The organism is Variovorax sp. dw_308, from assembly GCF_019207085.1.
Classification (GTDB): domain Bacteria; phylum Pseudomonadota; class Gammaproteobacteria; order Burkholderiales; family Burkholderiaceae_C; genus Variovorax.
Map to the genome: position 1 here is coordinate 1 of NZ_JAATOM010000016.1, position 23245 is coordinate 23245.

Consider the following 23245-nt stretch of genomic DNA (forward strand, 5'->3'; position numbering starts at 1 on the left):
TTGCAGGTCATATCCGCACAGGAGGAAGATAGCATTGCGCAATGAAAAAGATCGTTGCCTTTGGCATCCCAATCGTTGGCTCCCTGATCGTCGCAGTGCCAGCCTATTTCCCCGTTGTTGCCCAGTGACCTGAGCGCATGAACTTCTCGATAAATCGATCCAACCGTACTGCGCTCTGCGTCCTGCTTGGCTTCTTCCTGTTTCATGTCATCGGCGTCATGAGCTACTTGCTCCGCGACGGGCGATTGTCGATGGTGCCGATCTATGACGATGTGGTGTATCTGATCGATGGTCTGAGTCGATTGGCCGTGTTGGATCGACAGGGCATCGTGAGGTGCCTCTTCGACTATGTCTATGCACACCCGCCACACGCACCGCTGGTTGCGTTGACCAGCTTGCTCGGTCTGCTCTTGAGTGCTGGTGCACCTTGGGGCCCGTATATGCTGAGCGCTGGTTGGATAGTCCTTGTTCTGCTGCTTGGCTGGGTTGCGCTGCGCCATGCGAATCAGTGGACGCGGATTGGCATCTTGGTGGCTGCGTTGGCCATGCCGATGTTTGGCTTCGTGCTCACTGAGTTCCGCCCCGATCCCGTATGGGGCTTGCTGGTCGGATTTGCCGTCATAGTGTCGGCCAGCGCTGATGTGATCTGGGCGCGCCCTGCCAAGCTTGTCGCTCTGGGACTGCTATTTGGTACGGCAATTGTCTCCAAGCCGACAGCCACACTGGCTTCCATGATGGTGCTCGCAGTTGCGTGGATCGCGCAGATCGGTGTGTCTCTTTTGACTATGCAAGCATGGAACATCGGCCGCGCTGCTCGCGCGAGCGGATGGGTGACGCTGGGTGCCGCGTGCATCGTCGTCCCATATCTGGCGATAAACGGCGCGGCGATCCTAGGCTACATCCGTGAAGTCATGGGCAGCGAAAGCATGTGGAGGACACAGGCATCGGCGTTGGGTCATTTGACTTACTACCTGAATCGCGCCACCGGGACGCTGGTGCTTGGTTGGGCTTGGTACGCCGCCCTTCCCCTTTTTGCAATCTGCGCCGCGGTCATTGTTCGGTTTAGGGACAGTCGGGCACTCCCTGCCTTCGCCGCCGTCATGGCTGCTGCGGTCACCGCTTACCTCATTGCGACGTTAAGCCCCGTCAAGTCGCTCATGATCGGGAGCATCCTGTATGGAACGGTCGTTGCCGCTGTTGTATGGAGCTTGGGCTATTTGACAACGCGCATCCCTTTCCGCGGACGTGTGGTCCTAGTCTTCGGAGCCGTGGTGTTTGCAACTCAGTGGGTTCCGCGGACAGGCCAAGTCCATCGAGAAGATCCATTGATGTTGGCGGCGGACACAGCCAATCGGGCGGTCCTGCCGGCATTGACCGACATCTTGCGTGCCACTCCCAACGCTGTCGTTCTCGTAACCGTGCCGGGCCCGACCTATGCTGGAACGCTCGACTTCCTGTCAAGGCAGCAAGGGCTTGTTCGGACGTTCATGTCCGGATACACCTCGGATTCTTGGGAGCGCGTGCAGCAAAACGCATCTTCTGCCGACGTGATCGTTCTTAGCGAAGTCGGAATGGTCGGGCAGTCCTTGGGGTATTCATTCCCCAGCTTGAAGTATCAAACTCGCCTGCTTGACGAACTACGCACGGGTGGAGACTTCACGGGACGCCCTGCCTTCACTGACGCGAAGAATCGGTCGGTCTGGCTTTTTGTGCGCAACAGAAAATAGCGCAGCAAGTCCGGCGCCGGTCGCTTGACAAAAGCAAACCACGAAAAGCCAAAATCACGCATTACAACGCGGCGCAGCCGCGCGAAAACAGATCAGCGATGCAATTTTTCAATCTCAGAATAAATAGAACATCGCTTCTATGGACCATCGCCGTGGCGCTTTCAGCGCTCATCGTTGGCACATTGACGGCGGGAGGTGCACGATTCAATCTCCGCGAGCCGCTGAGCTACGCTGGCGATTCGATCTTCTATCTGATGACAACCCAACGCCTTGGCGAGCACACCGGTTACCTGATCAACTCGCGACAGGGGTTTCCGCTCGGATCTCAACTCTTCGATTTCGTAGGCTCGGACTGGGGCAATATGCTCGTCCTTGCAGCCCTCCAGAAGCTCTCGGAATCTGCGGCGTGGGCGAACAACGTGTACTTTCTGGCGGGGTTCCCACTAAATGCTCTGGCGGCGTTTTGGTGTTTGAAAAAACTCGGCGTCTCAGACTCAACCAGCTCGGTTTTCTCGCTCCTCTTCGCGATTATCCCATTCCACTTTCTCCGGATCTCGCACCTCTATTTCACTTGGTACTTTGTGATACCTGTCTATGTTTGGTTTGCCGTAGAGCTATACAGAGGGGCTGAGATGTTTGCCAACCGCGGGCCGTTGAAGGCAGCGGTGCTGGCGGTGCTCGCATGCTTCGGTGTTTACTATGCATTGTTCGGTTGCATGGTGCTTTTCATGGGCGCAGTGCTCGGACGGCTCAGACATCAATCCGCGAAGCCCCTCTTTGCGGGAATTTTCGCCGTGGCAATCGTGGGGGCAGGAGTTACGGCGAACATCCTGCCGAACATGTACTTGATTCAGCAGCTTGGTAAGAACAGCGAGTTGGCGCGCAGGATGCCAGCGGGGTCGGAAGTCTATGGTCTGAAGATTACTCAATTGATGCTGCCGAGACCAGATCATCGCCTGGAGCGACTCGCCGCCATCGCCGCGGACTACGGGCAGCAGTTTCCCAATGTGAATGAGAACGTGCATTCGGCGCTGGGATTCGTAGGCGTCATCGGCTTCTTTCTATTGCTCGCAAGCGCGATCGTCTACTCACCTCGCGTTCAAGAACAGAGGCGCAGCTTGCTCTTCATGCTAGGTGCCACAACGTTGCTTCTGGTTCTCACTTCTACCACTGGTGGGTTCTCCGCTTTGTTTTCCCTGCTGGTGACTCCGCTGATACGAGGATGGAACAGGGTCAGTATTGTTGTAGCCTTTCTGTCGCTCGCAGGCTTAGCTATTGCGGTCGATGGTGCGCGCCATCGATTCGCCTCCACCCGTAGGGCCGCCGCCTTCGCATCGCTAGGCCTCGCGGCCATTGCAATCTTCGGCATCTGGGACCAGACGTCGAGCGCCGACCGGACTCCCGTGAGAATGGCGCAGGCCGAATATCGCAACGACTCGCTGTTTTACCGCGCACTTGAAGCCTCGCTATCCGAGGGCGCGGCGGTCTATCAGTTGCCATTCATGCGTTTCCCAGAGTCCCCCATGAAAGGAAGGCTGAGCTCGTATGACCTATCTAAGGGGTTTCTGCATTCCCGCTCGCTCAAATGGAGCTACGGAGTCGCTGTGGGCCGATTAGGCGCGGACTTCATGGATAACCTTTCGAATCAGCCGATCGCCACACAACTCGAGGTGGCGCACTTCCTTGGGTTTTCCGGGTTATTAATAGACCGGCGAGGCTACGCCGACAACGGCCAAGCAATTGATGCAGAGGTATCCGAGTTTCTGGGCAGTGTTTCGCCGATCGAAGATCAGGGCAAGGATCTGGCCTTCTATTCGCTCCAAGCCCTTCCCGAGGCCGATTCGCTGGAGCACTTGTCGCCCGCTGCGAAGGCATGGCTCGATCGCTGGAAGTTATCCAAGAGCGGAAGCATGCTGGTCACCAGATCTCCCTTTGACATCGATTTCGAGTCACCAACAATGCTAGGCAGTCAAGTGCAAGCGGCGTCCGGACTATCGGGACCTGAGGAATGGGGAACGTGGACAGACGGCAAGACCGTGAAGCTGCGACTCAAGAAGCCTCTTCCTCGTCGCTTCACCCTGGAACTCGTGACGAACGCCTTTGGGCCGAACGTTGGACGTGAGATCAGCGTGCGCGTCGGCTCTCAAGTCAAGACCTTCGTGGGAACGACCGAGATGACGAGAGTCCGAATTCCTTTTGATCTTTCCGACACGGCTGACCTGATCGAACTGACGGTGCCAGCGCCGACTAGACCAAGGGACGTCAGCAAAAGCAACGACTATAGAAGTCTCGGACTGGGCCTACGATCCCTTTCCATCGTCGAGTAGTTGGTGCTGAAGGCAAAAAGCGCCCCTAGCGTCCTGTCGCAAAAATACGTTTCGCGATTCGCTCGACCTCCACAGTATTGATCAGCGGTGGCCACCCATTTGAAGGGGTCTTGTCCCCGTTGTGGCGTTGCCCTGCCCCCTCAACAGATGAAATCACGAGAAGGCCTGTCCCTGCGACTGAAGCGGCCTCGGCGCAACAAGGCCGCCAAGCTTCGCCAGCCAAAACAACTGACCCACGCCATGAACGAGATCTGGAGCATGGACTTTGTGGCCGACAACCTGTTTGACGGCAGGAAGCTGCGCATGTTGACCGTGGTCGATCTGTTCACGCGCGAGTGCCTGGCCATCGATGTCGGTCAAAGCCTCAAAGGAGAAGACGTCGTTCGCACGTTGAATGACATCGCTGGGCGTCGCGGGCTGCCCCAGACGATCAAGACTGACAACGGCAGCGAGTTCATTTCAAAGGTGATGGACAAATGGGCATACGAACGCGGCATCGAGCTGGACTTCAGCCGGCCAGGCAAGCCGACCGACAACGCAGCGGTGGAGAGCTTCAACGGCCGGCTGCGCCAGGAATGCCTGAACGCGAACTGGTTCTTGTCATTGACTGACGCCAGGGACAAGATCGCAGCTTGGCGCGAGGACTACAACGAGAGTCGCCCCCACTCCGCGCTGGACTGGGCCACGCCAGCCGAATTCGCCCGCCGTTGCTGCCTGCAGGCAGCAACGGCGATGTCAAAGGAGCCGGAAGTCTCTACTTCTGAACGGTCCTAATTCGGGTACAGGGTCAGGCGGCTGCTGGACACTCTGCGCGCGCGACCCGACTTTAAGGGGCAGCCACTGTATACCGACAAAAATCAGCGCTCTGTCTAACTGTTCGTGCACAACGGGAAATAGCGCGGTGAGCCAAGCGGCAGCGTTCGCTCCGTCATCCGAAGATCGCCTTGGCTGCCGCAGGCACCGTCTCAGCCAGTAGGCCATTCGACTGCGCTGGAAAAGACGCAGTTCATGTAGTGCCCCTCTACTTCAAAACTTTCTATTGAAAGGCCGGCTAGCCGCGCGAGGAGTTGCCTAGATCGGCCCAGAAAGAAAAAGAGGTGGAACCGCGTGTACTCATAGAGATATTCGTAGCAGGGCGTCGCGTGCGCCATCAGGGCGCCGGGTTTCAGGTATCGCTTCATGTCGACGAGCGCCTCTACGGGATAGCGAAAGTGCTCGAGCACATTGTTGGAGTACAGGCCATCGAATGGGCGCGCAGCGAGTTCGGCTTCGCTCGTGATTAGCCAATCGGCCTTTGAGGCAGCTGAACTGTGCGGCTCATACGCGTATACATCCCAGCCCTCTGCCCTGAGAACTTGTACGCTTTTCGACCAAGCTCCAGCTCCGAAGTTGACATACCGGCCATCTTTACGGGGCGCTAGTGAATGAAAAGCCAAGACTTCCGCAGCAGTTGAGTCACCCTCCTCGTACACCATGTAGTGCCACTCGTATTCCTGCGATAATTCTTTCGCATTAAGCGCGAACATCTTGTCGGCCCCAAAGATGACATCACATTTCGGACATTGGTGTCGCTTGAGCACTCCTCCACCAAAGCTGCATTGGCTGATGAACAATTTGAACAGTGTCTCTTGTGCGCGACAATTGCATAGCGGACAGGTTCTCTCCGACGGAGGTGTTGCTACAAGGCGTTCCAGAGCATCAACGGTGCTCCATTTGGATGCGATCTGGTGCTGGATAAGCAATCGCTTGGTTTGCGCAAGCTCGGCCTGCAACCGGTCGGCAGATCGCCCTTGAAGCGCCAACACGGAAGAGTGCATTTCGGCCAGGGTGGCCTCTAGGCCCGACCCTTGCGATTTGGCAGCGACCAGCGCTTCGTTCAGGGCCTGAATCTGTGAATTTGCATCAGCGAGTTGCGCGCGTGTTCGGTCGAGAGTGGTACGGCGCGTGAAAGCGACATCTGCTGGAGCGAGCGCTCCATTGAGGATCCGTGCTATTCCGCCCAAAGTGTGCTCCTTTAGGATTAGGTCAGGTCAAAAGTAACTGTGCGTCGCGCGTCCCCGCACCATGACATTGGATAACCATGCGGGCCGCCGCGACTTTGCCACAGAAAGGACGGCCAGCACCCCGGAGGCATGCCAGCTTCGCATCAAGCCGATCTACAGGGGCGCCCGGTTGAAGCGGCCCACGGACCGCAAGGCGCTACTGCGACTCAATCACGAACAAGTCCGCAAGGGCATCTAGGCGAGCGCTCCCTGATTGCAAATTAACGAAATACGCATGAAAACCGTCGACGCACCATATGAAATGCGACCCGCCCGCTCAGCGAAGATGGCTCGCTTCGGAAGGGAGTATTTCAGCGGCCTGCTACGACCCTACAAATACGTAGTACTTGTTCAAGACAAACGACAACGAGAAGTACACGACACCTGCCAACACCTGTGCCAGTCCTTCGTGAACACCGTGGCGAATCAGTAGAACGAGCGTGAGAAAATTGGCTAGGTATGCCAGCAGGAATATCGCAACAAACCGAACAATCTCCCGCCGTGGCGGCGCGGCACTGCGAAATGTGAAACTGCGGTTCAGCGAATAAGAAATGATCAATCCTACCGCGTATCCGATCACATTACTTGTCGCTGGGCCGAGGCCGGCCAAGTACATGCACGCGAAAATCACCGCGTATCCGAGGGCTGTATTGACCACCCCTACCACGGCGAACTTGAGCAACTGCCTCATCGGTAATGGCCAGCACCGACCCAATACTGGCCTCCAAGTGGGAGCCAGCCAAGAAACCTTTCGATCGGAAGGAACCACGAAAGTCGCGGCGGAACAAAAAGGCAATATGTCTGGCGCTGCGTTTGCAGGCCAGCGCCACGAAACAGGGAGCGCAGTTCGCTCGGTTTGAGCAAGATTGCGTCCGCGTCAAAGGGGCACGTGTTTACGATGCGGCGCGTTATGGGATTGAACGGGTTGTGTTCAAAGATGTTGATTGATCCACCCGTTGATAGCCGACGCGCGAGGGTCTCCATCACGCTTGGCCGTTCGGCCGGTGGAATGTGGTGAAAAACGCTGGCGACAAAAATGAGATCAAAACGGCCAAGGTCAAGATCCGTACGCTCGACCTCGAAACGTACTTCGGGATTGTTTTCGGATGCGATCCGCAAGCTTGCTGCCGAAAGGTCGCTACCTACGATTTCGGCATCGGGGAACGCCTTTTGGAGATGTCCAATATTGCGGCCGGTGCCGCAGCCATACTCGAGCACGCGGGCAACAGGATCGCGAATCGCATCGCGAATCAGATCGATCTTGTACCGCGCGAAGTATTCGGAATCTTCGGCATAGAGCTTCGTGCTCTCACGTAGCAAGTCGTCGTAGCTCGCTGAGTAGTCGTCGAAGTCGACCTTGTCAGATGCCGACGACACACCCAGGGTCGAGGGCGAGGCAGTGGCGGGCTTGTTCGCCGGAGTTTCGCTACCAGACACGCCAAGGCGCCTTTCCACCATGCCAGAGGGCTTCGAGTTCCCGCTTGTCGCGCAGGGTGTCGCAGGGCTGCCAAAAGCCAGTGTGCTGAAAGGCGGCAAGTTGGCCGTCCCGCGCGAGGTTCATCAGAGGTGCGCGCTCCCAGGACGTCTTGTCATCGGCGACGTAGTCGATTGCGGGAGGCTCGAGGACGAAGAAGCCCCCGTTTATCCAACCGATCTCGTCGCTAGGCTTTTCCTCGAAGCTGGATACGTCCTGCTCCGCATTCAGGTTGAGTACCCCGAAGCGTCCGGGAGGTTGGACGGCGAGCACCGTCGCAAGCCTGCCGCGTCGACGATGATACTCGATCTCGCTGCCGATGTCGACATCGGACAACCCGTCGCCGTAAGTCAGGCAAAACGTTTCATCGTCGAGATGCTTTGCGGCCCGCTTGAGACGCCCGCCGGTCATGGTCTCGGCTCCCGTATCCACCAGCGTGATACGCCAGTCCTCCGAATGAGTGTTGAGGATGTGGTGATCGCCAGTACTGAGGTCGATGCGCACGTCTGACATGTGCCGGTAGTAGTTGAAGAAAAACTCCTTGATCACATAGCCCTTGTAGCCGAGGCAAATCACGAAATCGTTGATTCCGTGGTGGGCGTAGATCTTCATGATGTGCCATAGGAGCGGACGCCCGCCAATCTCGACCATCGGCTTGGGTTTCGTGTCGGACTCTTCGGCGATGCGCGTACCAAGCCCACCGGCAAGAATTACTGCCTTCATGTGCTTCTCTTCTCCTAAAGCTTGAGATCATCCGGTCGCATGTTAAGACTACGCTCGACGATGGCGATCGGGTCAGATCTGAGAACTCGATGGATACGGAGGATGTACTCGCCAATGACGCCCAGCAGGAAGGCATTGAGCCCGATGCCGAAAAGAATCAGCAACTGAATGCTCACGAAGCCTGGAGGCAGGTCCGGTCGCACCAGCCGCAGGATTACGTAGTACAGCGCGCCGATCAGACTTGCCAGCAAAATGACGATACCTAGAAAGGACGCCATGCGCAGCGGCGCCGTCGAGTGGTTGAACACCGCGGTCAACCCGAGGTGCATCAGCCGCATCACATTGAACTTGCTCTCGCCGATCGTCCGGGCATCGCGGTCGTAGGGGATGCCGGTCTGGTTGAAGCCGAGCCCGGCAATCATTCCGCGCAGGTACGGGTTGGTCGTACGGAACCGGGCGATGGCCTCGATCACGACGCGATCAACCAGCCGAAAGTCGCCGACGTCGCGTGGAATGGGGTGCTCGCTGACCTTGTCGATTGCCCAGTAGCCGCACTTGCGGAGCAGGTAGAGCAGCCGCCCTTCGGGCCGCTTGCGCCGGATGCCGTAGACCACGTGAAAGCCCTGCTGCCACAGTGCGAAGAACTGCTCCAGCATCTCCGGCGGGTCCTGCAGGTCGGCATCGATCTGCATGACCGCATCGCCTCTCGCATGCAGGTAGTTGGCGAGAATCGAACTCTGGAATCCGAAATTGCGCGAGAACCGCATCGCCCGCACGCGCGGATCGGCAGCGGCGAGTCTGGTCAGAATGGGCCACGTCTCGTCCTCCGAATGGTTGTCGGTGAAGACGAATTCCAGATCGCAACGGTCAGCCATGCGATCAGCCAACGCGGAAAGGCGCATGTAAAGGGCGTCGATGTTGCCGGCCTCGTTGAGGACCGGAATGGCGATCGAGATCAGCGGTCGGCGCGCGGGCGCCAGCGTCGGAGCGTCGTTCATTCTTTCTTCGGTAGGCCGGCCAACACGGCTTGCACATAGGAGGACACACCCTGCAGGGCCGGACGAAAGTGGATGTGACCGAGCGTGGGCGGCCGCTCCAGTACGGTGGCGTAGTTGTCGTCAGGCGGCTCGGGGCGAGCGCCTATATGCAGCAGATTGGGACGCTGCACCGAAGTGAAGACGTGCGACGCCAGCTCGCGCAACGTGCAGGGCGCTCCATGACTCAATGCCATGACACCGGCCGCACGGATTTCGAGCAAAGCATGAATCGCGTCAACATCGTCATGGACGTGATGGTATTCGCGTAGCTGGCGGCCCGGCGACATCTCGAACGGGCGCCCGTTGCGCAGCGCGTTGCAGAGCTGGCCAAGAAACATGAAGGGCACAGGCTCACCGACGCCATAGAGCGTATGCAACTGCAAGTGCATCACTGGATCACCTGCGGCGGCGCGCTCCGCCACGAGTCGACCCAGTTCAGCCTTGGAGGAGATGTAGGCGTTGGAATGCTCGCGCAGCCGTTCCATCACTGTCCCGAAGGTAACCACACGCAGACCTGCTGCGCAGGCCCCTTCGATGATTCGAGCCGGCAGCTCGACGTTTATGCGCTGATGCTCGCTACGCGGCAACGCAGGATCGAGCAGGCCCGCCACGACCAAGACCACCGAGCCCGGAGGCGCGGCCTCAAAAAATCTCGCGACCGCCGCACTTGCATCGACTTTCCACCAATCCTCGTAGATCGAGCGATCCAGTGGGACGATCTCTCCGGTGGATCTGGAATCGCGGATCGCGCGTCCGAGTCGACCGCGCGCGCCGATGACGTACATCATGCGGCGATGTCCTTGCGCCAAGCGTCAATTTGCCCGAGCGTGAACGCCCTTGCCGTCTCGGGAGCGGCGTAGTAGTTCCGGTACCAAGCCGCCGTCTCTCGAATCACGCGCTGCGTGTCCCAGGCAGGTTGCCAGCCCAGTTGGTTGCGCGCCAGCGAGCTGTCGAGAGCAAGCGCACCGGCCTCAGGAAACGGGTTGTCCATGAACTCGAACTGCGGCCGCTGCCACTCGTTGCTCAAGAGCTCGAGAACCTCGCGAACCGAGTAATGCCTGAGCTCCTGCGGCCCGAGATTCCAAGCGCGCGCAAAATCCTGCGGCCGCGGGCTCAGCAGTTGCGCCATGAGAAGCAGATAGCCGTGCACCAGCGCCAACACGTGCTGCCATGGTCGGGTAGCGCCCGGATAGCGCAGCGCGAGTTGCGTGCCGCTGACCACACTGCGGACGAAGTCGGGAATGAGTCGATCTTCCGACCAGTCTCCACCACCGACGATGTTGCCGCCCCGCGCCGTCGCAATGGCTGGTCCTTTCCCCTCGGTGAAAGGGTAGGAAGCGGCGTAGCTCTGGATCACCATTTCGGCTGCCGCTTTCGAGGCGCTGTAGGGATCCTTGCCTCCGAGCGGATCGTTCTCGCGATAGGGCCACGGCCATTCCTTGTTGCGGTACACCTTGTCGGTGGTCACGCACACCACACCACGGACGCTGGCTGTGCTGCGCGCTGCTTCAAGCACATGTGCCGTGCCCTGGGCATTGACCTGGAAGGTCCATAGCGGCTCGCGGTACGAACGACGCACGAGGGGCTGGGCCGCCAGATGCAGCACGAGGTCCGGTTCGAACTTGCGCATCGCGTCGAACAGGGATTCGTAGTGGCAGATGTCGCCGAGCGTGCTGGCATGCATCTCATCCGCTATGCGTGCGGCGGCGAAGAGAGACGGCGTAGTGTCGGCAGGCAGTGAGAAGCCCGCAACTGTGGCGCCTATAGAACGCAGCCAAAGGCATGTCCATCCACCTGTGAATCCGGTGTGGCCAGTGACAAAGACCTTGCGGCCCTCGAGCGCTTCTTCAAAGTCCTTCCTCTGAGTCATCCGAACAACTCCGCCTCCTCAAGCATCAGCGCCTTCAGATCCTTTGCCGATAGCTGGGGCTTCATGCCAATCTCGGGCCAGCGGATGCGAAGTGCTGGATCGTCCCACCGAATTGCCCGTTCGTATTCAGGGGCATAGTAGTCCGTCGTCTTATAGAGGAAGTCGGCGGACTCGCTCATCACGACGAAGCCATGCGCAAATCCCTCGGGCACCCACAATTGCTTGTGGTTTTCTTGGGAGAGCTCCACCCCAACCCATTTCCCAACCGTCTGCGACGACCTCCGAATATCCACCGCCACATCAAACACCGCCCCACCCGTCACCCGCACTAGCTTCCCCTGCGGCTGCTGAATCTGATAGTGCAAGCCCCGCAACACCCCTTTCGCCGAGCGCGAATGGTTGTCTTGCACGAACTCGACGTGCCGACCCACCGCTTCATCAAAGACCCTTTGATTGAAGCTCTCCATGAAGAAGCCTCGCTCGTCGCCGAAGACCTTCGGCTCGATGATCAGCACCTCGGGTATGGTGGTGGGCGTAATCTTCACGAGTACAGCTCTTCGTTCAGCAGGCGCGTCAGGTACTTGCCGTACTCGTTCTTCTGCAACGGCACGGCCAGCTTGGCAAGCTGATCATCGTCGATGAACCCACTGCGCCAGGCGATCTCTTCCGGGCACGCAATCTTCAGCCCCTGCCGATGCTCCAGCGTGGCGATGAACTGTCCCGCTTCCAGCAGGCTTTCGTGCGTGCCGGTATCCAGCCAGGCGTAGCCCCGCTTCATGATCTGCACGCTCAGCTGGCCCGCGTCCAGATAAGCCTGATTTACGGCCGTGATCTCCAACTCGCCTCGCGCGCTGGGCTTCACGGCCTTTGCAATGTCCACGACCTGGTTGTCATAGAAGTAAAGGCCGGTCACCGCGTAGCTGCTCTTGGGCTGGCTCGGCTTCTCCTCGATGCTGCTTGCCTTGCCGTCGGCATCGAAAGCCACTACGCCATAGCGCTCGGGGTCGTGCACATGGTAGGCAAAGACAGTGGCGCCGTCCTGGTTGGCATTGGCATCGTCCAGCAGGTGGGCGAAGTCATGTCCATAGAACAGGTTGTCGCCTAGCACCAACGCGCTCGGCGAATTGCCGATGAACTGGTCGCCGATGATGAACGCCTGGGCCAGGCCGTCGGGGCTGGGCTGCACCGCGTACTGCAGGTTGATGCCCCACTGGCTGCCGTCGCCCAGCAGTTGCTGGAAGCGCGGCGTGTCCTGCGGCGTGCTGATGACCAGGATGTCGCGCATGCCGCTCAGCATCAGCGTGCTCAGCGGGTAGTAGATCATCGGCTTGTCGTACACCGGCAGCAATTGCTTGCTGACGGCCAAGGTGGCCGGGTGCAGACGCGTGCCGGAGCCGCCGGCCAGGATGATGCCCTTGCGTCGTGGTTGTGAAGTCATGGGTGGAATCGATTCCTTTTTGTCAGAGCGTCTCTTGCAGCATTCTCGCCACGCCAGCCTGCCAGTTTGGCAAGCGGATCCCAAATGTGTCTTGAATCTTGGTGGTGTCCAGCCGGGAATTGTGCGGCCGCGTCGCCGGTGTGGGAAAGGCGCTGGTCGGCACGCGGTCGACCGCCTCGGGCGATGCCTTCAACTCGACGCCCGCGGCCAAGGCCTGCGCCAGCACGAAGCGCGCATAACCGTTCCAGGTCGTCTCGCCGCCGGCCACAACGTGATAGAGGCCGGCCTTGGACGCGTCGCGCAGGGTGTCGCGGATGGCGTGTGCGGTGACGTCGGCCAGCAGTTCCGCCCCGGTCGGCGCGCCGACCTGGTCGTCGATGACGGTGAGGCGCTCTCGCTCCTTCGCGAGCCGCAGCATGGTCTTGGCGAAGTTGCCGCCGCGCGCGGCATAGACCCAGCTCGTGCGGAAGATCAGGTGCCGGCCGCAGTGCCGGGCGACGAGTTGCTCGCCTTCGAGCTTGGTCTTACCGTAGACGCTCAGCGGACCGGTGGCGTTGTCCTCGCGCCATGGCGCCGTGCCGCTGCCGTCGAAGACGTAGTCGGTGGAGAAGTGGACCATCAGCGCGCCGACCTGCACGGCCGCTTCGGCCAGCACGCCAGGCGAGGTCGCGTTGAGCTTGCGCGCAAGCTCGGGCTCGCTCTCGGCCCTGTCGACCGCCGTGTGCGCGGCGGCATTGACGATGACGTCGGGGCGCACCGCGCGCACCGTCTCGGCGAGTTCGTCGGGGCGGCTGAAGTCGGCGTGAAATCCGGTACTGCCGGTGCCCAGGGCCACCAGTTCACCCAGGGGCGCGAGGCTGCGTTGCAACTCCCAGCCCACCTGCCCGCCCTTGCCCAGCAGCAACACCTTCATGCCGATGCCTTGGTGTCGTACTGCTTCTGCACCCATTCGCGGTAGGCGCCGCTTTGCACGTTGCGCACCCATTCGCCATTGGCCAGGTACCACTCGACGGTCTTGCGGATGCCGGTGTCGAAAGTCTCTGCGGGCTTCCATCCGAGTTCGCGTTCGAGCTTGCGTGCGTCGATGGCGTAGCGGCGATCGTGGCCGGGACGGTCGGTCACGTAGCTGATCTGCGCAGCATAGGGCTTGCTGTCCGCGCGCGGCTGCAACTCGTCCAGCAGCGCGCAAACGGTGTTGACGATCTCGATGTTGGGCTTCTCGTTCCAGCCGCCGACGTTGTAGGTCTCGCCCAGCCGGCCCGCTTCGAGTACGCGGCGGATGGCGCTGCAATGATCCTTGACGTAGAGCCAGTCGCGCACCTGCATGCCGTCGCCATACACCGGCAGCGGCTTGCCGGCGAGCGCGTTCACGATCATCAGCGGGATGAGCTTTTCCGGGAAGTGGAAGGGGCCGTAGTTGTTGGAGCAGTTGGTGGTGACCACCGGCAGCTTGTAGGTGTGATGCCAGGCGCGCACCAGGTGGTCGCTCGCAGCCTTGCTGGCGGAGTAGGGGCTGTTGGGCTCGTACTTGTTGTCTTCGGTGAAGGCGGGGTCGGTGGCCGAGAGGGAGCCGTAGACCTCGTCGGTGGACACGTGGAGGAAGCGGAAGGCCGCCTGCTGCTCCGCCGGCAATGCCGACCAGTACCCGCGCACCGACTCAAGCAGGCGGAAGGTCCCGAGCACGTTGGTCTGCACGAAATCTTCCGGGCCGTGGATCGAGCGGTCCACATGGGACTCGGCCGCGAAGTTCACGACCGCGCGCGGCTTGTGTTCGGCCAGCAGCCGGTCGACCAGGGCGCTGTCGCCGATGTCGCCCTGCACGAACACGTGCCGCGGATTGCCTGCGAGTGAGGCGAGCGTCTCGGGATTGCCGGCATAGGTCAGCTTGTCCAGATTGACGACGGGTTCGTCGCCCTGCCCGACCCAGTCGAGAACGAAATTGGCGCCGATGAAGCCGGCGCCGCCGGTAACCAGAATCATGTGATCCCCTGGGTGCAAGAAATTGAAAGCGGCCGTCTCCCGGCCGTCGAGCAGGGGATTATCCCTGCCCTTCATGCGCTTCCTCGCGGCACATCGCCGCCGGTTCATGCGTTCGAGAACACAATGTTTCGCGTTCCCCTGAGCCCGATCGGCCGGCAGGAAACGCCCCTGGACAACGACTGCACAAGCACAATCGACCACCACTTGCGCAAGCTGCATGCGTACGATGGCTTGGCCTCGCGCTGGCGGCCCGGAACTCATTGAGTATTGCAACAACCGCCCCTGAAGGAAATTGGACAAATGGCGACCCCCAAAGACGACGACAAGGCAGCCGACCGTATCAAGGAATCCGCCCAGCAGATCTGGCTGGCTGGCCTGGGCGCCTTTGCCAAGGCCCAGCAGGAAGGCGCCAAGGCGTTCGAGGCGCTGGTGAAGGACGGCACCGGCCTGCAGAAGAAGACGCAGCAAGCGGCCGAGGAAACGCTCGCGCAGGCGCAGACCCGCATGGCCGGCTTTGCCAGCGAATTCGGCGCCAAGGCGGTGGGCCAGTGGGGCAAGCTCGAGAACATCTTTGAAGAGCGCGTGGCGCGCGCGCTCGAAAAGCTCGGCATGCCCTCGGCCAGCGAGTTGACGGCTCTGAAGGCGCGCGTGGCCGAACTCGAAGCACAACTGGCCAGCCGCAAGGCGCCGGCCAGCACGTCCACGGCGGCCGCGAAGAAAGTCCCGCGCCGGCGCGTCAAGCGCAGCGGTCCTGCCGATCGCTGATCGCCACCTGACGGGACGGGCGCGGGGCGCATCCGGGATTCCCCCGGCGCGCCGGTGCCGCGCGCGAGGCGGATTGCGCTAGAGTCGCCTCAGAGTCAAAAACCGGGGCTACGACATGGCCAAGAAGGCGCCACGCCGCACTGCGCAACGCATCCTGGAGGCGTCGCTCGACCTGTTCAACCGCTTCGGCGAACCGAATGTGTCGACCACGCTTGTCGCGGCCGAACTCGGCATCAGCCCCGGCAACCTGTACTACCACTACCCGGCCAAGGACGCGCTGATCAACCGCCTGTACGAGGACTACGAGCTTGAACTGAACGAGTTGCTGCATGCCAGTGAAGGCGTGAACGACGTGGAGGACGCATGGTTCTTCATGCACAGCCTGTTCGAACTGATCTGGCGCTATCGCTTCCTGTACCGCGACCTGAACGACCTGCTCAGCAAGAACCGCCTGCTGGAAACGCGCTTCCAGCTCGTGCTCGACAACAAGGCCCGTGCCATCCGCACGCTGCTGGCCGGCATGGCGCGCGCCGACAACCTGGAGATCGACCTGCGCGAGGTGGAAGCGCTGTCGAGCAGCATGGTGGTGGTGCTGACGTACTGGCTCAGCTACGAGTACGTGCGCAATCCGCGCGAGGCGCTCGAACCGGCGCACGCCCAGGCCGCCCTGCTGCGCGGCGCCCTGCACACACTGCACCTGCTGGCGCCCTACCTGGCGCCGTTGCAGCGCAGCTATCTTCTGAGCTTGAGTGATGCCTATGCCCCCGACGAAGACGAGGCTGTAACAGCTTGACCACTCCTCCCGCCAACATCCGCGCCCAACCGTTGTTGACGCCTCCCGGGCCCACGGCGCGACCGTGGGCGCCATTGCCCTACAGCGATGTCGCGCGCTTCGAGGCCGGCGACCTGCACCTGCACTGGTCACGGCTGCACGCCGGCCAGGGCTTGCCGCCGCCCGCGCCAGGGCCGCTGGCCGAAGGCTGGGCGCTGTACCACAGCGGTGATTTCGAGCGCGCGGCCGCGGTGGGCCTGGCGCATGGCGTGGAAGGCCATGCGCTGGCCAACCAGGCCACGGCCATCTATGCCAACTACGTCGAGCCACGCGAAGGCACCCGACTGGCCCTGTTCCGCGAAGTCGCCGACCGTGCCGCGGCCCAGTTGGCGCAGGAGCCCGACAGCTGCCAGGCGCTCTATTGGCAGGCCTACGCCCTGGCCCACTACAGCCAGGGCATCAGCGTGGCCAGGGCCCTGGCCCAGGGACTGGGCAGCAAGGTCAAGCACATGCTGGAGCGCGTGATCGAACTGCAGCCCGAGCATGCCGACGCGCACATCCAGCTCGGGGTCTTTCATTCGGAGGTCATCGACAAGGTCGGCCCGCTCGTCGCGCGCATGACCTACGGCGTGCGTGCCGACGCTGCCCTCCGGCTGTTCGAGCGCGGCCTGGAACTGCACCCCGGCTCCGCCGTCGGGCTGATGGAGTACGCGCGCGGGCTGCTCATGCTGGAAGGCGACCACCAGTTGCCTGAGGCGACTCGCCTTTACGAAAAGGCCGCCGCGATCGAACCGATCGATGCGCGCGAGCGGCTGGAAGTGGAACTGGCGCGCGCGGGGCTGGAAGATTGATGCACGGCCCGCTGAGAGAATGCGCCGCATGACCGATCTCCAGACCCGCTTCGAATCCGCCCACGCCAACTCCAAACTGCTCTCCGAACGTCCGGACAACCCCACCTTGTTGAAGATCTACGGCCTGTACAAGCAGGCCACCGCCGGCGACAACGTCGAGAAGAAGCCGGCCTTCAGCGACTTCGTGGCCCGCGCCAAGTGGGAGGCATGGACCACCCGCAAGGGCATGAGCGCGGACGACGCGAAGCAGGGCTACATCGACCTGATCGAGTCGCTGCGCTGAAGGGCCTCGGCTCCTGTCAACCGACGATGCCACGCGACCGCAAGCTCGCGATCTGCTCGTCGTTCAACCCCATCTCGCGCAGCACGGCATCGGAGTCCTCGCCCAGGGCCGGCGCGGCGCGCCGATGGCTCGCGGGCGTGGCCGACAACTTCGGCACGAAGCCCGGCAGCATGAGCGCGCTGCCATCCGCTTGCGGCGTCGGCTGCAGCATGCCGCGCGCGGCGTAGTGCGGATCGGCCGCGATGTCGGCCACGGTGTAGATGCGGCCGGCCGGCACATGTGCTGCCTCGAGTGCGGCGAGCACCTCCGCCACAGTCCGTGATGCGGCCCAATCGCCAATGGCCGCGTCGATCATCTGCACCTGTGCCACGCGTCCGGCATTGCTGGCCAGCGCCGGATCGGCCGCGAGGTCGGCGCGGCCGATGCACTGCATCAGGCGGCGGAAGATGCTGTCCCCGTTGCCGGCGACGATGGCATAGCCGTCGCTGCAGCGGTAGGCGTTGGTTGGCGCGATGCCCGGCAATGCGCTGCCGGCCGCCTCACGCACCGCGCCGAATGCGCTGTATTCAGGCAACAGGCTTTCCATGCAATTGAACACGGCCTCGTAGAGCGCCACGTCGATGACCTGGCCCTGGCCCTTCGGCATCGCGGGGCTCGTCGTCGCGTGGCGATGCTGCAAGGCCAGCAACACGCCGATCACGCCATGCAGCGATGCCAGCGTGTCGCCGATCGACACGCCCACGCGCACCGGCACACGGCCCGGCTCGCCGGTCAGATGGCGCAGGCCGCCCATGGCTTCGGCCACCACGCCGAAGCCGGGTCGATCGCGATAGGGCCCGGTCTGCCCATAGCCGCTGATGCGCAGCATGACCAGCGAGGGGTTCAACGCATGCAGCGATTCCGGGCCCAGCCCCCAGCCCTCCATCGCGCCCGGCCGGAAGTTCTCGATCAAGACATCGGCCTCGGTCGCGAGCTGCCGCACGATGGCTTGCGCCTCCGGCTCGCGCAGATCGAGTGCCAGCGAGCGCTTGTTGCGCGACTGCACCTGCCACCAGACGGAAGTGCCGTCCTTCAGCATGCGCCACTGGCGCAGCGGATCGCCGGTGCCGGGGGGTTCGATCTTGACGACCTCGGCGCCGAAGTCGGCCAGCGTGCGGGCAGCGAAAGGTCCGGCGATGAGCTGGCCCAGTTCGATCACGCGCAGCCCCGCCAGGGGGCCGGCGGCGGGAACAGGGACGGGGAAAGTGGCAATACCTTGCATGGTCGAGAGTGTGCATGCGGGCAAGTCCCCCGGCGTGTAGCCCCAAAGTCGTCATGAAGGGAAAACACCTAGCGAGGTCTGGCTTGTGACGTTTCGCACTCATCCCTACAGTTCCTTGATACCGCGCTCGCACGCGGAGGCACTTAGGGAGGACATCGGCATGCTGCCAGACAGAGAAATCGTGAATTTGTCCCGGGAGGAGTCTTTCACCGCGAAGGTGGTGGACTACCCGAGTCCAGCCGCGCGCTGGCACTTTCATCCTGAATTCGAGATCCACCTGGTCGCCGAGACCGAGGGGGTCTACTTCGTAGGCGATCACATCGGCCGCTTCCAGCCCGGCCACCTGGTGATGATGGGCCCCGACCTGCCGCACAACTGGATCAGCGACCTGCCCGCGGAAGGCACCGCGGAGCAGCGCGGCATCATGGTGCAGTTCGGCGCTTCGCTCGCCGACGGCATGGTGCGCACCTTTCCGGAGTTCCGCAAGCTGGCCCCGCTGCTCGGCGAGGCCAACGCCGGCCTCGCGTTCAGCCCGTCAACCGCGGCGGCGGCCAGGCCGGTCATGGAGGAACTGGTCGGCGCGACCGGCCTGCGCCGGGTGGCGTTGCTGCTGTCGCTGTTCGAACTGCTGTACGCCGACACCCAGCGACGACGCCTGGCCAGCGCCAACTACAAGCCGGAAGCCCGGTCCTTCATGTCGCACGCCATCAACCATGTGCTGGCGCACATCGGGCAGAACCTGCACACCGAACTGCGCGAGCCGGTGCTCGCCGGGCTCGTGGGACGCAGCCCGAGCGCGTTCTCGCGGGCCTTCCGCAAGCACACCGGCCAGTCCTTCGTGCGCTATGTGAACGAGTTGCGCATCAGCCGCGCCTGCGAACTGCTGGCCCACAGCGAGCGACCGGTGCTGGACGTGTGCCTCGACGTCGGCTTCAACAACCTGTCGAACTTCAACCGCCAGTTCCTCCTGCAGAAAAGCATGCCGCCATCGAAGTTCCGGCGGCATCACAGGATGCAGGCGGCTGCGTCTTCCGAGGGCGGCTACTCCGCTGCGTAAAAAGGTGTGAAGATTTCGTAGCGAGGGCGCCGAGTTCGGGTCGAGGACCGGAACCGCACTCCCGTGCGGTGAGCACCGCAGGCCCGAGATCGGCGTCCGCAGTAGAAATATTCACACCTTTTTAGCCGGACTTGTCGGCGTCGCCGAGCAGCTCGTCGAGGTTGCGCGTGATCTGCTCCTCGATCTGCCGGGCGTAGGAATCCATCAGGAAGCCCAGCGTCATGCGCAGGGTGAAGTTGTCCTCCGTCACGCGCAGCGAGCCTTCCGCGCCAGGACGCGAGAACCTGGCGATGTCGCTCACCCAGCCTTCGGAGTACTTGCAGTCCATGCCGTATTCGCTCTCGACCTTCTCGAGCCAGCCTCGCGCAACCTCGCGCGCCTGTTCCAGCCCCAAGGTGTGATTGCGTTCAATGTGGATGTCAGACACCGGGCTTTCCGTTCTGTTGAGTCATGTTTTTAAGGGCCTCCTCGCGTTCGTTCCTCGGCAGCGCTGCGAGCTTTGCGGCAGCGGCATGGAAGCGCCGCCAGTCACGCCCTTCGCGTTCGAATAACGCCTCGAATGCCGGCACAAGGTCATCGTAAACCGCCTGCGCGCCGAACATTGCATTATTGGCGCGCGCCACCCAGCGATCGTATGCGCCCTGCTGCGGGCCGCTCCAACCGGCGCGCAGAGAGGCATAACGCGCGCGAAAGTCGTCCAGCGCGGCCTTCTTGCGCGCGTCCAGCGCCTGCCTGTCGCGGTCGCCGGCGGGGTTGGCGTCGATCGCATCGCCGGCGTCGTAGATGGCTTCCAGTTGCTGGCGGGTTTCCAGGGTGAGCTGGCGGAACTGCTGGCGGCGCTGGTCGAACTGCGCGTATTCACTGCGCGCCGCGTCATTGGCCTCGGTGGCGAGCCAGCGGGCGCCGCCGATCCGCTCCACCGCCGTGGCATAGGACTCGTTGAAGGCCGTATCGCCCGGCACGTAGAGCACCTGGTGCGCCAGTTCGTGGAACATGAGGCGGGCCAATTCGCCCTCGGGGTAGCCGATGAAAGTAGACAGCAACGGGTCGCCGCCGGCCCAGTTGAGCCAGCCCAGCGTCGAGTAGGCCGGGACCGGGTACACGCCGGCTTCGAGGCCTTCGGCGCGCTGCACCTCGGCTTCCGCCAACGCATCGGCGTCGCGGTAGTAGCCGCGATAGCCGACGCAGCCCGCCACGGGAAAGCACCAGGTCTTCAGCTTGAGCGAATAAGGCGGTGCGGCCACCACGTTCCAGACGGCGGCGCCTCGATGCAGGTCGGCGTATTCGGTGTAGCTGGCGTTGTCGGGCAGCCCGAGCTGCGTCACGGCGAAGCGCCGCATCCGTTGCGTGAGCGCCAGCTTGTCGCGCAGCGCGGCGGAGGTGGCCGGGTCGGCCAGCCATTGCGGCACCGGCCTGGCCGAACGCATCAGGTCGAGGTGGCCGTTGGCCGACTGCCAGTAGTAGCCCAGGTTGCTGCAACCCGAGAGCGACGACACCGTGCCGGCAGCCACCACGGCCAGCAGCAGCCACGCGGCCTTGCGGCGGCGCGTCATGATGCGGCGGCGTGCCTGTCGTCGCGCTCGACCTGCACCAGGCAATCGTAGAAGGTCGGTCCGCGGCCGATGTCGGTGAGGCGCTGGCTGGTGAGCTGGTTGACGTTGGTGCCGTCCATGCCGAGCTTGCGCCACCAGATGCCCAGCCCGTGCACGACGCCGGCACGGGCGCGCCGCGACACCTCGGCCCGGCAGCGGTATTCGCCGCGCGCATTGAAGACGCGTACCGTCGCGCCGTCCTCGATGCCACGCGCGGCCGCATCGTCGGCATGGATCTCGAGCAGCGGCTCGACCTCGATCGCCCGCAAGCTGCGCACGTTGACGAAGCTCGAATTGAGGAAGTTGCGCGCTGGCGGGGAGATCATCGCCAACGGGAAATCGCGCGAGCTGCCGGCGGGCTCGTAGTTCGGCACATGGTCGGGCAAGCCGTCCTGCCCCATCGCGGCAAGGCGCGCGCTGAAGAATTCGCAGCGGCCCGAGGGCGTGGGAAAGCCGCCGTCGGCAAACGGCGCCTCGGGCAGCTTCAGGCTGGTGAAGCCTTGCGTCTCCAGTTCGCCGAAGTCGATCACGCCAGCCGCGAAGGCCTGCCGGCAAAGCGCTTCGTCGTCATCGGCAAAACATGGCTCGGTGAAACCCATTCGGCGCGCCAGTTCGCGGAACACCCAGGCATTGCTGCGCGCCTCGCCGCGCGGCGCCACGGCCGGGCGATTCAACAACACGTCGGTGTGGCCGTAGCTGGTGTGAATGTCCCAGTGCTCGAGTTGCGTGGTGGCGGGCAGCACGTAGTCGGCGTAGTCGGCCGTGTCGGTCTGGAACTGTTCGAGCACGACGGTGAACAGGTCTTCGCGCGCGAAGCCGGCGACCACCTTGCCGGAATCGGGCGCGACGGCCACGGGGTTGCTGTTATAGACCACGAGCACGTCGACCGGCCTCGCCGCGTCCAGCAGGGCATCGCCGATGGCTGACATGTTGATGGTGCGCGGGGTGCGCCCCGCGAGCAGGTCGGGGCGTTGCAGCGCGGCCCGATCGACCGGGAAGAAACCTGTCGCGCTCAGCAGCACGCCGCCCGCACGATGGCGCCAGGCGCCCGTCAGCGCCGGCAGGCAGGCGATGGCGCGGGCCGCGTTGCCGCCGCCGCGCACGCGCTGCATGCCGTAGTTCATGCGGATCGCCGCCGGCCGGGTGGTGCCGTAGGCCTGCGCCAGCGCAACGATCTGCGCCTCCGGCACGCCGCAGACCGCGGCTGCACGCGACGGCGGCCACTGCAGCGCGCGTTCGCGCAACTGCGCCCAGCCCAAGGTGTGGTTGGCGATGTAGTCGTGGTCGAGCCAGTCGTGCACGATGAGTTCGTGCATCAGCGCGAGCGCCAGCGCGGCATCGGTGCCCGGCAGCAGCGCGATGTGCTCGTCGCACTTGTCGGCGGTCTCGGTCTTGCGCGGGTCGATGCAGACAAGGCGCGCGCCGTTGCGTTTGGCCGCCTGCGCGTGACGCCAGAAATGCAGGTTGCTGCCGATCGAGTTGCTGCCCCAGATCAGGATCAGCTTGGCTTCGGCAAAGCATTCGACCCGCATGCCGACCTTGCCGCCCAAAGTAAAACTTAAGGCTTCGCCTCCTGCCGTCGAGCAGATCGTGCGGTCCAGCAGCGACGCGCCGAGCTTGTGAAAAAAACGACGGTCCATCGACTCGCCCTGCACCAAGCCCATCGTTCCCGCGTAACTGTAGGGCAGAATAGTTTCTAATTGTTTCACCTGTTGCAGGCGCGCGGTGATGGCGTCGAGCGCTTCGTCCCACGAGACAGGGACGAATTGGCCGGAGCCCTTGGGGCCGGTCCGGCGCAGCGGAGTCGTCAGGCGTTCGGGATGGTCGTTGCGTTCGATGTAGCGCGAGACCTTGGTGCAGAGGACGCCGGCGGTGTGGCGGTGGTCCGGGTTGCCCTGCAGCTTGACGGCGACACCGTCCCGCACGGTGGTGACCAGCGCGCAGGTGTCGGGGCAGTCGTGCGGGCAGGCGCCGAGCACGGTGGCGGTGTTGGTGGTTTTTTCGGTGGTCGCCGGGGCATCAAGCATCGGGCGAGTCTAGTGATTT

Annotated in this window: 23 protein-coding genes and 1 pseudogene; 8 read left to right on the top strand and 16 right to left on the bottom strand. The window is 62.6% G+C overall.

Features of this window, described 5'->3' with window-relative positions; all coding sequences use genetic code 11:
* Window positions 1-206, bottom strand: a 206-nt coding sequence (locus HCU76_RS25065) for a hypothetical protein (protein ID WP_218510915.1), incomplete at its 3' end; no start/stop codon positions are given.
* A 12-nt stretch (window positions 207-218) separates the two neighbouring features.
* Between HCU76_RS25065 and HCU76_RS25070 the strand changes: the two genes are divergently transcribed.
* The 3 genes and pseudogenes from HCU76_RS25070 to HCU76_RS25080 form a co-directional block, all read left to right on the top strand.
* Entirely contained in the window at window positions 219-1727 is a 1509-nt protein-coding gene (locus HCU76_RS25070; protein WP_218510916.1) for a hypothetical protein, read from the top strand.
* Between the two features lie 98 nt (window positions 1728-1825).
* On the top strand, window positions 1826-4054 hold the full coding sequence (locus tag HCU76_RS25075) for a sugar translocase (RefSeq protein ID WP_218510917.1): 2229 nt from the start codon (window positions 1826-1828) through the stop codon (window positions 4052-4054).
* Window positions 4055-4213: 159 nt separating this feature from the next.
* Window positions 4214-4828, top strand: a pseudogene (locus HCU76_RS25080) (IS3 family transposase); the annotation flags it as partial.
* 191 nt (window positions 4829-5019) lie between these two features.
* On the opposite strand, the gene HCU76_RS25085 reads toward HCU76_RS25080, so the two are convergent.
* The 11 genes from HCU76_RS25085 to rfbB all read right to left on the bottom strand — a co-directional run bounded on the left by HCU76_RS25085 (window position 5020) and on the right by rfbB (window position 14618).
* On the bottom strand, window positions 5020-6057 hold the full coding sequence (locus HCU76_RS25085; RefSeq protein ID WP_218510918.1) for a class I SAM-dependent methyltransferase: 1038 nt from the start codon (window positions 6055-6057) through the stop codon (window positions 5020-5022).
* A gap of 361 nt (window positions 6058-6418) precedes the next feature.
* Window positions 6419-6787: a GtrA family protein gene (locus HCU76_RS25090; RefSeq protein WP_218510919.1), complete on the bottom strand. Its 369-nt coding sequence runs from the start codon at window positions 6785-6787 to the stop codon at window positions 6419-6421.
* Window positions 6784-7533, bottom strand: coding sequence for a class I SAM-dependent methyltransferase (locus HCU76_RS25095; RefSeq protein WP_218510920.1), 750 nt, complete (start codon window positions 7531-7533; stop codon window positions 6784-6786). The genes HCU76_RS25090 and HCU76_RS25095 overlap by 4 nt, the downstream gene beginning before the upstream one ends.
* On the bottom strand, window positions 7523-8293 hold the full coding sequence (gene rfbF, locus HCU76_RS25100) for a glucose-1-phosphate cytidylyltransferase (RefSeq protein ID WP_218510921.1): 771 nt from the start codon (window positions 8291-8293) through the stop codon (window positions 7523-7525). Before rfbF ends, HCU76_RS25095 begins: the two co-directional genes overlap by 11 nt.
* Before the next feature lie 14 nt (window positions 8294-8307).
* The gene (locus HCU76_RS25105) at window positions 8308-9291 is read right to left on the bottom strand and encodes a glycosyltransferase family 2 protein (RefSeq protein ID WP_218510922.1); all 984 of its coding nucleotides are present in this window, start codon (window positions 9289-9291) and stop codon (window positions 8308-8310) included.
* Window positions 9288-10118, bottom strand: coding sequence for an NAD(P)-dependent oxidoreductase (locus tag HCU76_RS25110; protein ID WP_218510923.1), 831 nt, complete (start codon window positions 10116-10118; stop codon window positions 9288-9290). The genes HCU76_RS25105 and HCU76_RS25110 overlap by 4 nt, the downstream gene beginning before the upstream one ends.
* Window positions 10115-11200 carry a CDP-glucose 4,6-dehydratase gene (rfbG, locus tag HCU76_RS25115; RefSeq protein ID WP_218510924.1) on the bottom strand — a complete coding sequence of 362 codons (1086 nt, stop codon included), beginning with the start codon at window positions 11198-11200 and terminating at the stop codon, window positions 10115-10117. The genes HCU76_RS25110 and rfbG overlap by 4 nt, the downstream gene beginning before the upstream one ends.
* Window positions 11197-11745: a dTDP-4-dehydrorhamnose 3,5-epimerase gene (rfbC, locus tag HCU76_RS25120; RefSeq protein ID WP_218510925.1), complete on the bottom strand. Its 549-nt coding sequence runs from the start codon at window positions 11743-11745 to the stop codon at window positions 11197-11199. Before rfbC ends, rfbG begins: the two co-directional genes overlap by 4 nt.
* Window positions 11742-12638, bottom strand: a complete 897-nt coding sequence (rfbA, locus tag HCU76_RS25125) for a glucose-1-phosphate thymidylyltransferase RfbA (RefSeq protein WP_218510926.1) — start codon at window positions 12636-12638, stop codon at window positions 11742-11744. The genes rfbC and rfbA overlap by 4 nt, the downstream gene beginning before the upstream one ends.
* Window positions 12639-12660: 22 nt before the next feature.
* Window positions 12661-13551, bottom strand: a complete 891-nt coding sequence (gene rfbD, locus HCU76_RS25130) for a dTDP-4-dehydrorhamnose reductase (RefSeq protein ID WP_218510927.1) — start codon at window positions 13549-13551, stop codon at window positions 12661-12663.
* On the bottom strand, window positions 13548-14618 hold the full coding sequence (rfbB, locus tag HCU76_RS25135; protein ID WP_218510928.1) for a dTDP-glucose 4,6-dehydratase: 1071 nt from the start codon (window positions 14616-14618) through the stop codon (window positions 13548-13550). Before rfbB ends, rfbD begins: the two co-directional genes overlap by 4 nt.
* A 300-nt stretch (window positions 14619-14918) precedes the next feature.
* On the opposite strand from rfbB, the gene HCU76_RS25140 reads away from it, so the two are divergent.
* The 4 genes from HCU76_RS25140 (at window position 14919) to HCU76_RS25155 (ending at window position 17289) form a co-directional block, all read left to right on the top strand.
* Entirely contained in the window at window positions 14919-15383 is a 465-nt protein-coding gene (locus tag HCU76_RS25140) for a phasin family protein (RefSeq protein WP_218510929.1), read from the top strand.
* Between the two features lie 115 nt (window positions 15384-15498).
* Window positions 15499-16176, top strand: coding sequence for a TetR/AcrR family transcriptional regulator (locus tag HCU76_RS25145; RefSeq protein WP_218510930.1), 678 nt, complete (start codon window positions 15499-15501; stop codon window positions 16174-16176).
* Window positions 16177-16193: 17 nt separating this feature from the next.
* Window positions 16194-17006: a hypothetical protein gene (locus HCU76_RS25150; RefSeq protein ID WP_371319902.1), complete on the top strand. Its 813-nt coding sequence runs from the start codon at window positions 16194-16196 to the stop codon at window positions 17004-17006.
* A 28-nt stretch (window positions 17007-17034) separates the two neighbouring features.
* Window positions 17035-17289, top strand: coding sequence for an acyl-CoA-binding protein (locus HCU76_RS25155; protein ID WP_218510931.1), 255 nt, complete (start codon window positions 17035-17037; stop codon window positions 17287-17289).
* Window positions 17290-17305: 16 nt separating this feature from the next.
* Here the strand turns inward: HCU76_RS25155 and HCU76_RS25160 are convergent, their stop codons facing one another.
* The gene (locus tag HCU76_RS25160) at window positions 17306-18550 is read right to left on the bottom strand and encodes a CaiB/BaiF CoA-transferase family protein (RefSeq protein ID WP_218510932.1); all 1245 of its coding nucleotides are present in this window, start codon (window positions 18548-18550) and stop codon (window positions 17306-17308) included.
* A gap of 160 nt (window positions 18551-18710) precedes the next feature.
* On the opposite strand from HCU76_RS25160, the gene HCU76_RS25165 reads away from it, so the two are divergent.
* Window positions 18711-19607: an AraC family transcriptional regulator gene (locus tag HCU76_RS25165; RefSeq protein ID WP_218510933.1), complete on the top strand. Its 897-nt coding sequence runs from the start codon at window positions 18711-18713 to the stop codon at window positions 19605-19607.
* 121 nt (window positions 19608-19728) lie between these two features.
* Here HCU76_RS25165 and HCU76_RS25170 read toward each other — a convergent pair whose 3' ends face one another.
* Genes HCU76_RS25170 through HCU76_RS25180 form a run of 3 tightly spaced genes read right to left on the bottom strand, consistent with a single transcriptional unit; the run spans window position 19729 to window position 23226 of the window.
* Window positions 19729-20034 carry a polyhydroxyalkanoic acid system family protein gene (locus HCU76_RS25170; protein ID WP_213952826.1) on the bottom strand — a complete coding sequence of 102 codons (306 nt, stop codon included), beginning with the start codon at window positions 20032-20034 and terminating at the stop codon, window positions 19729-19731.
* Window positions 20027-21160, bottom strand: coding sequence for an aminopeptidase (locus HCU76_RS25175; RefSeq protein WP_218510934.1), 1134 nt, complete (start codon window positions 21158-21160; stop codon window positions 20027-20029). Before HCU76_RS25175 ends, HCU76_RS25170 begins: the two co-directional genes overlap by 8 nt.
* Window positions 21157-23226 (bottom strand): molybdopterin-dependent oxidoreductase, encoded by a 2070-nt coding sequence (locus HCU76_RS25180; protein ID WP_218510935.1) that lies wholly within the window; start codon window positions 23224-23226, stop codon window positions 21157-21159. Before HCU76_RS25180 ends, HCU76_RS25175 begins: the two co-directional genes overlap by 4 nt.
* Window positions 23227-23245: the final 19 nt, after the last annotated feature.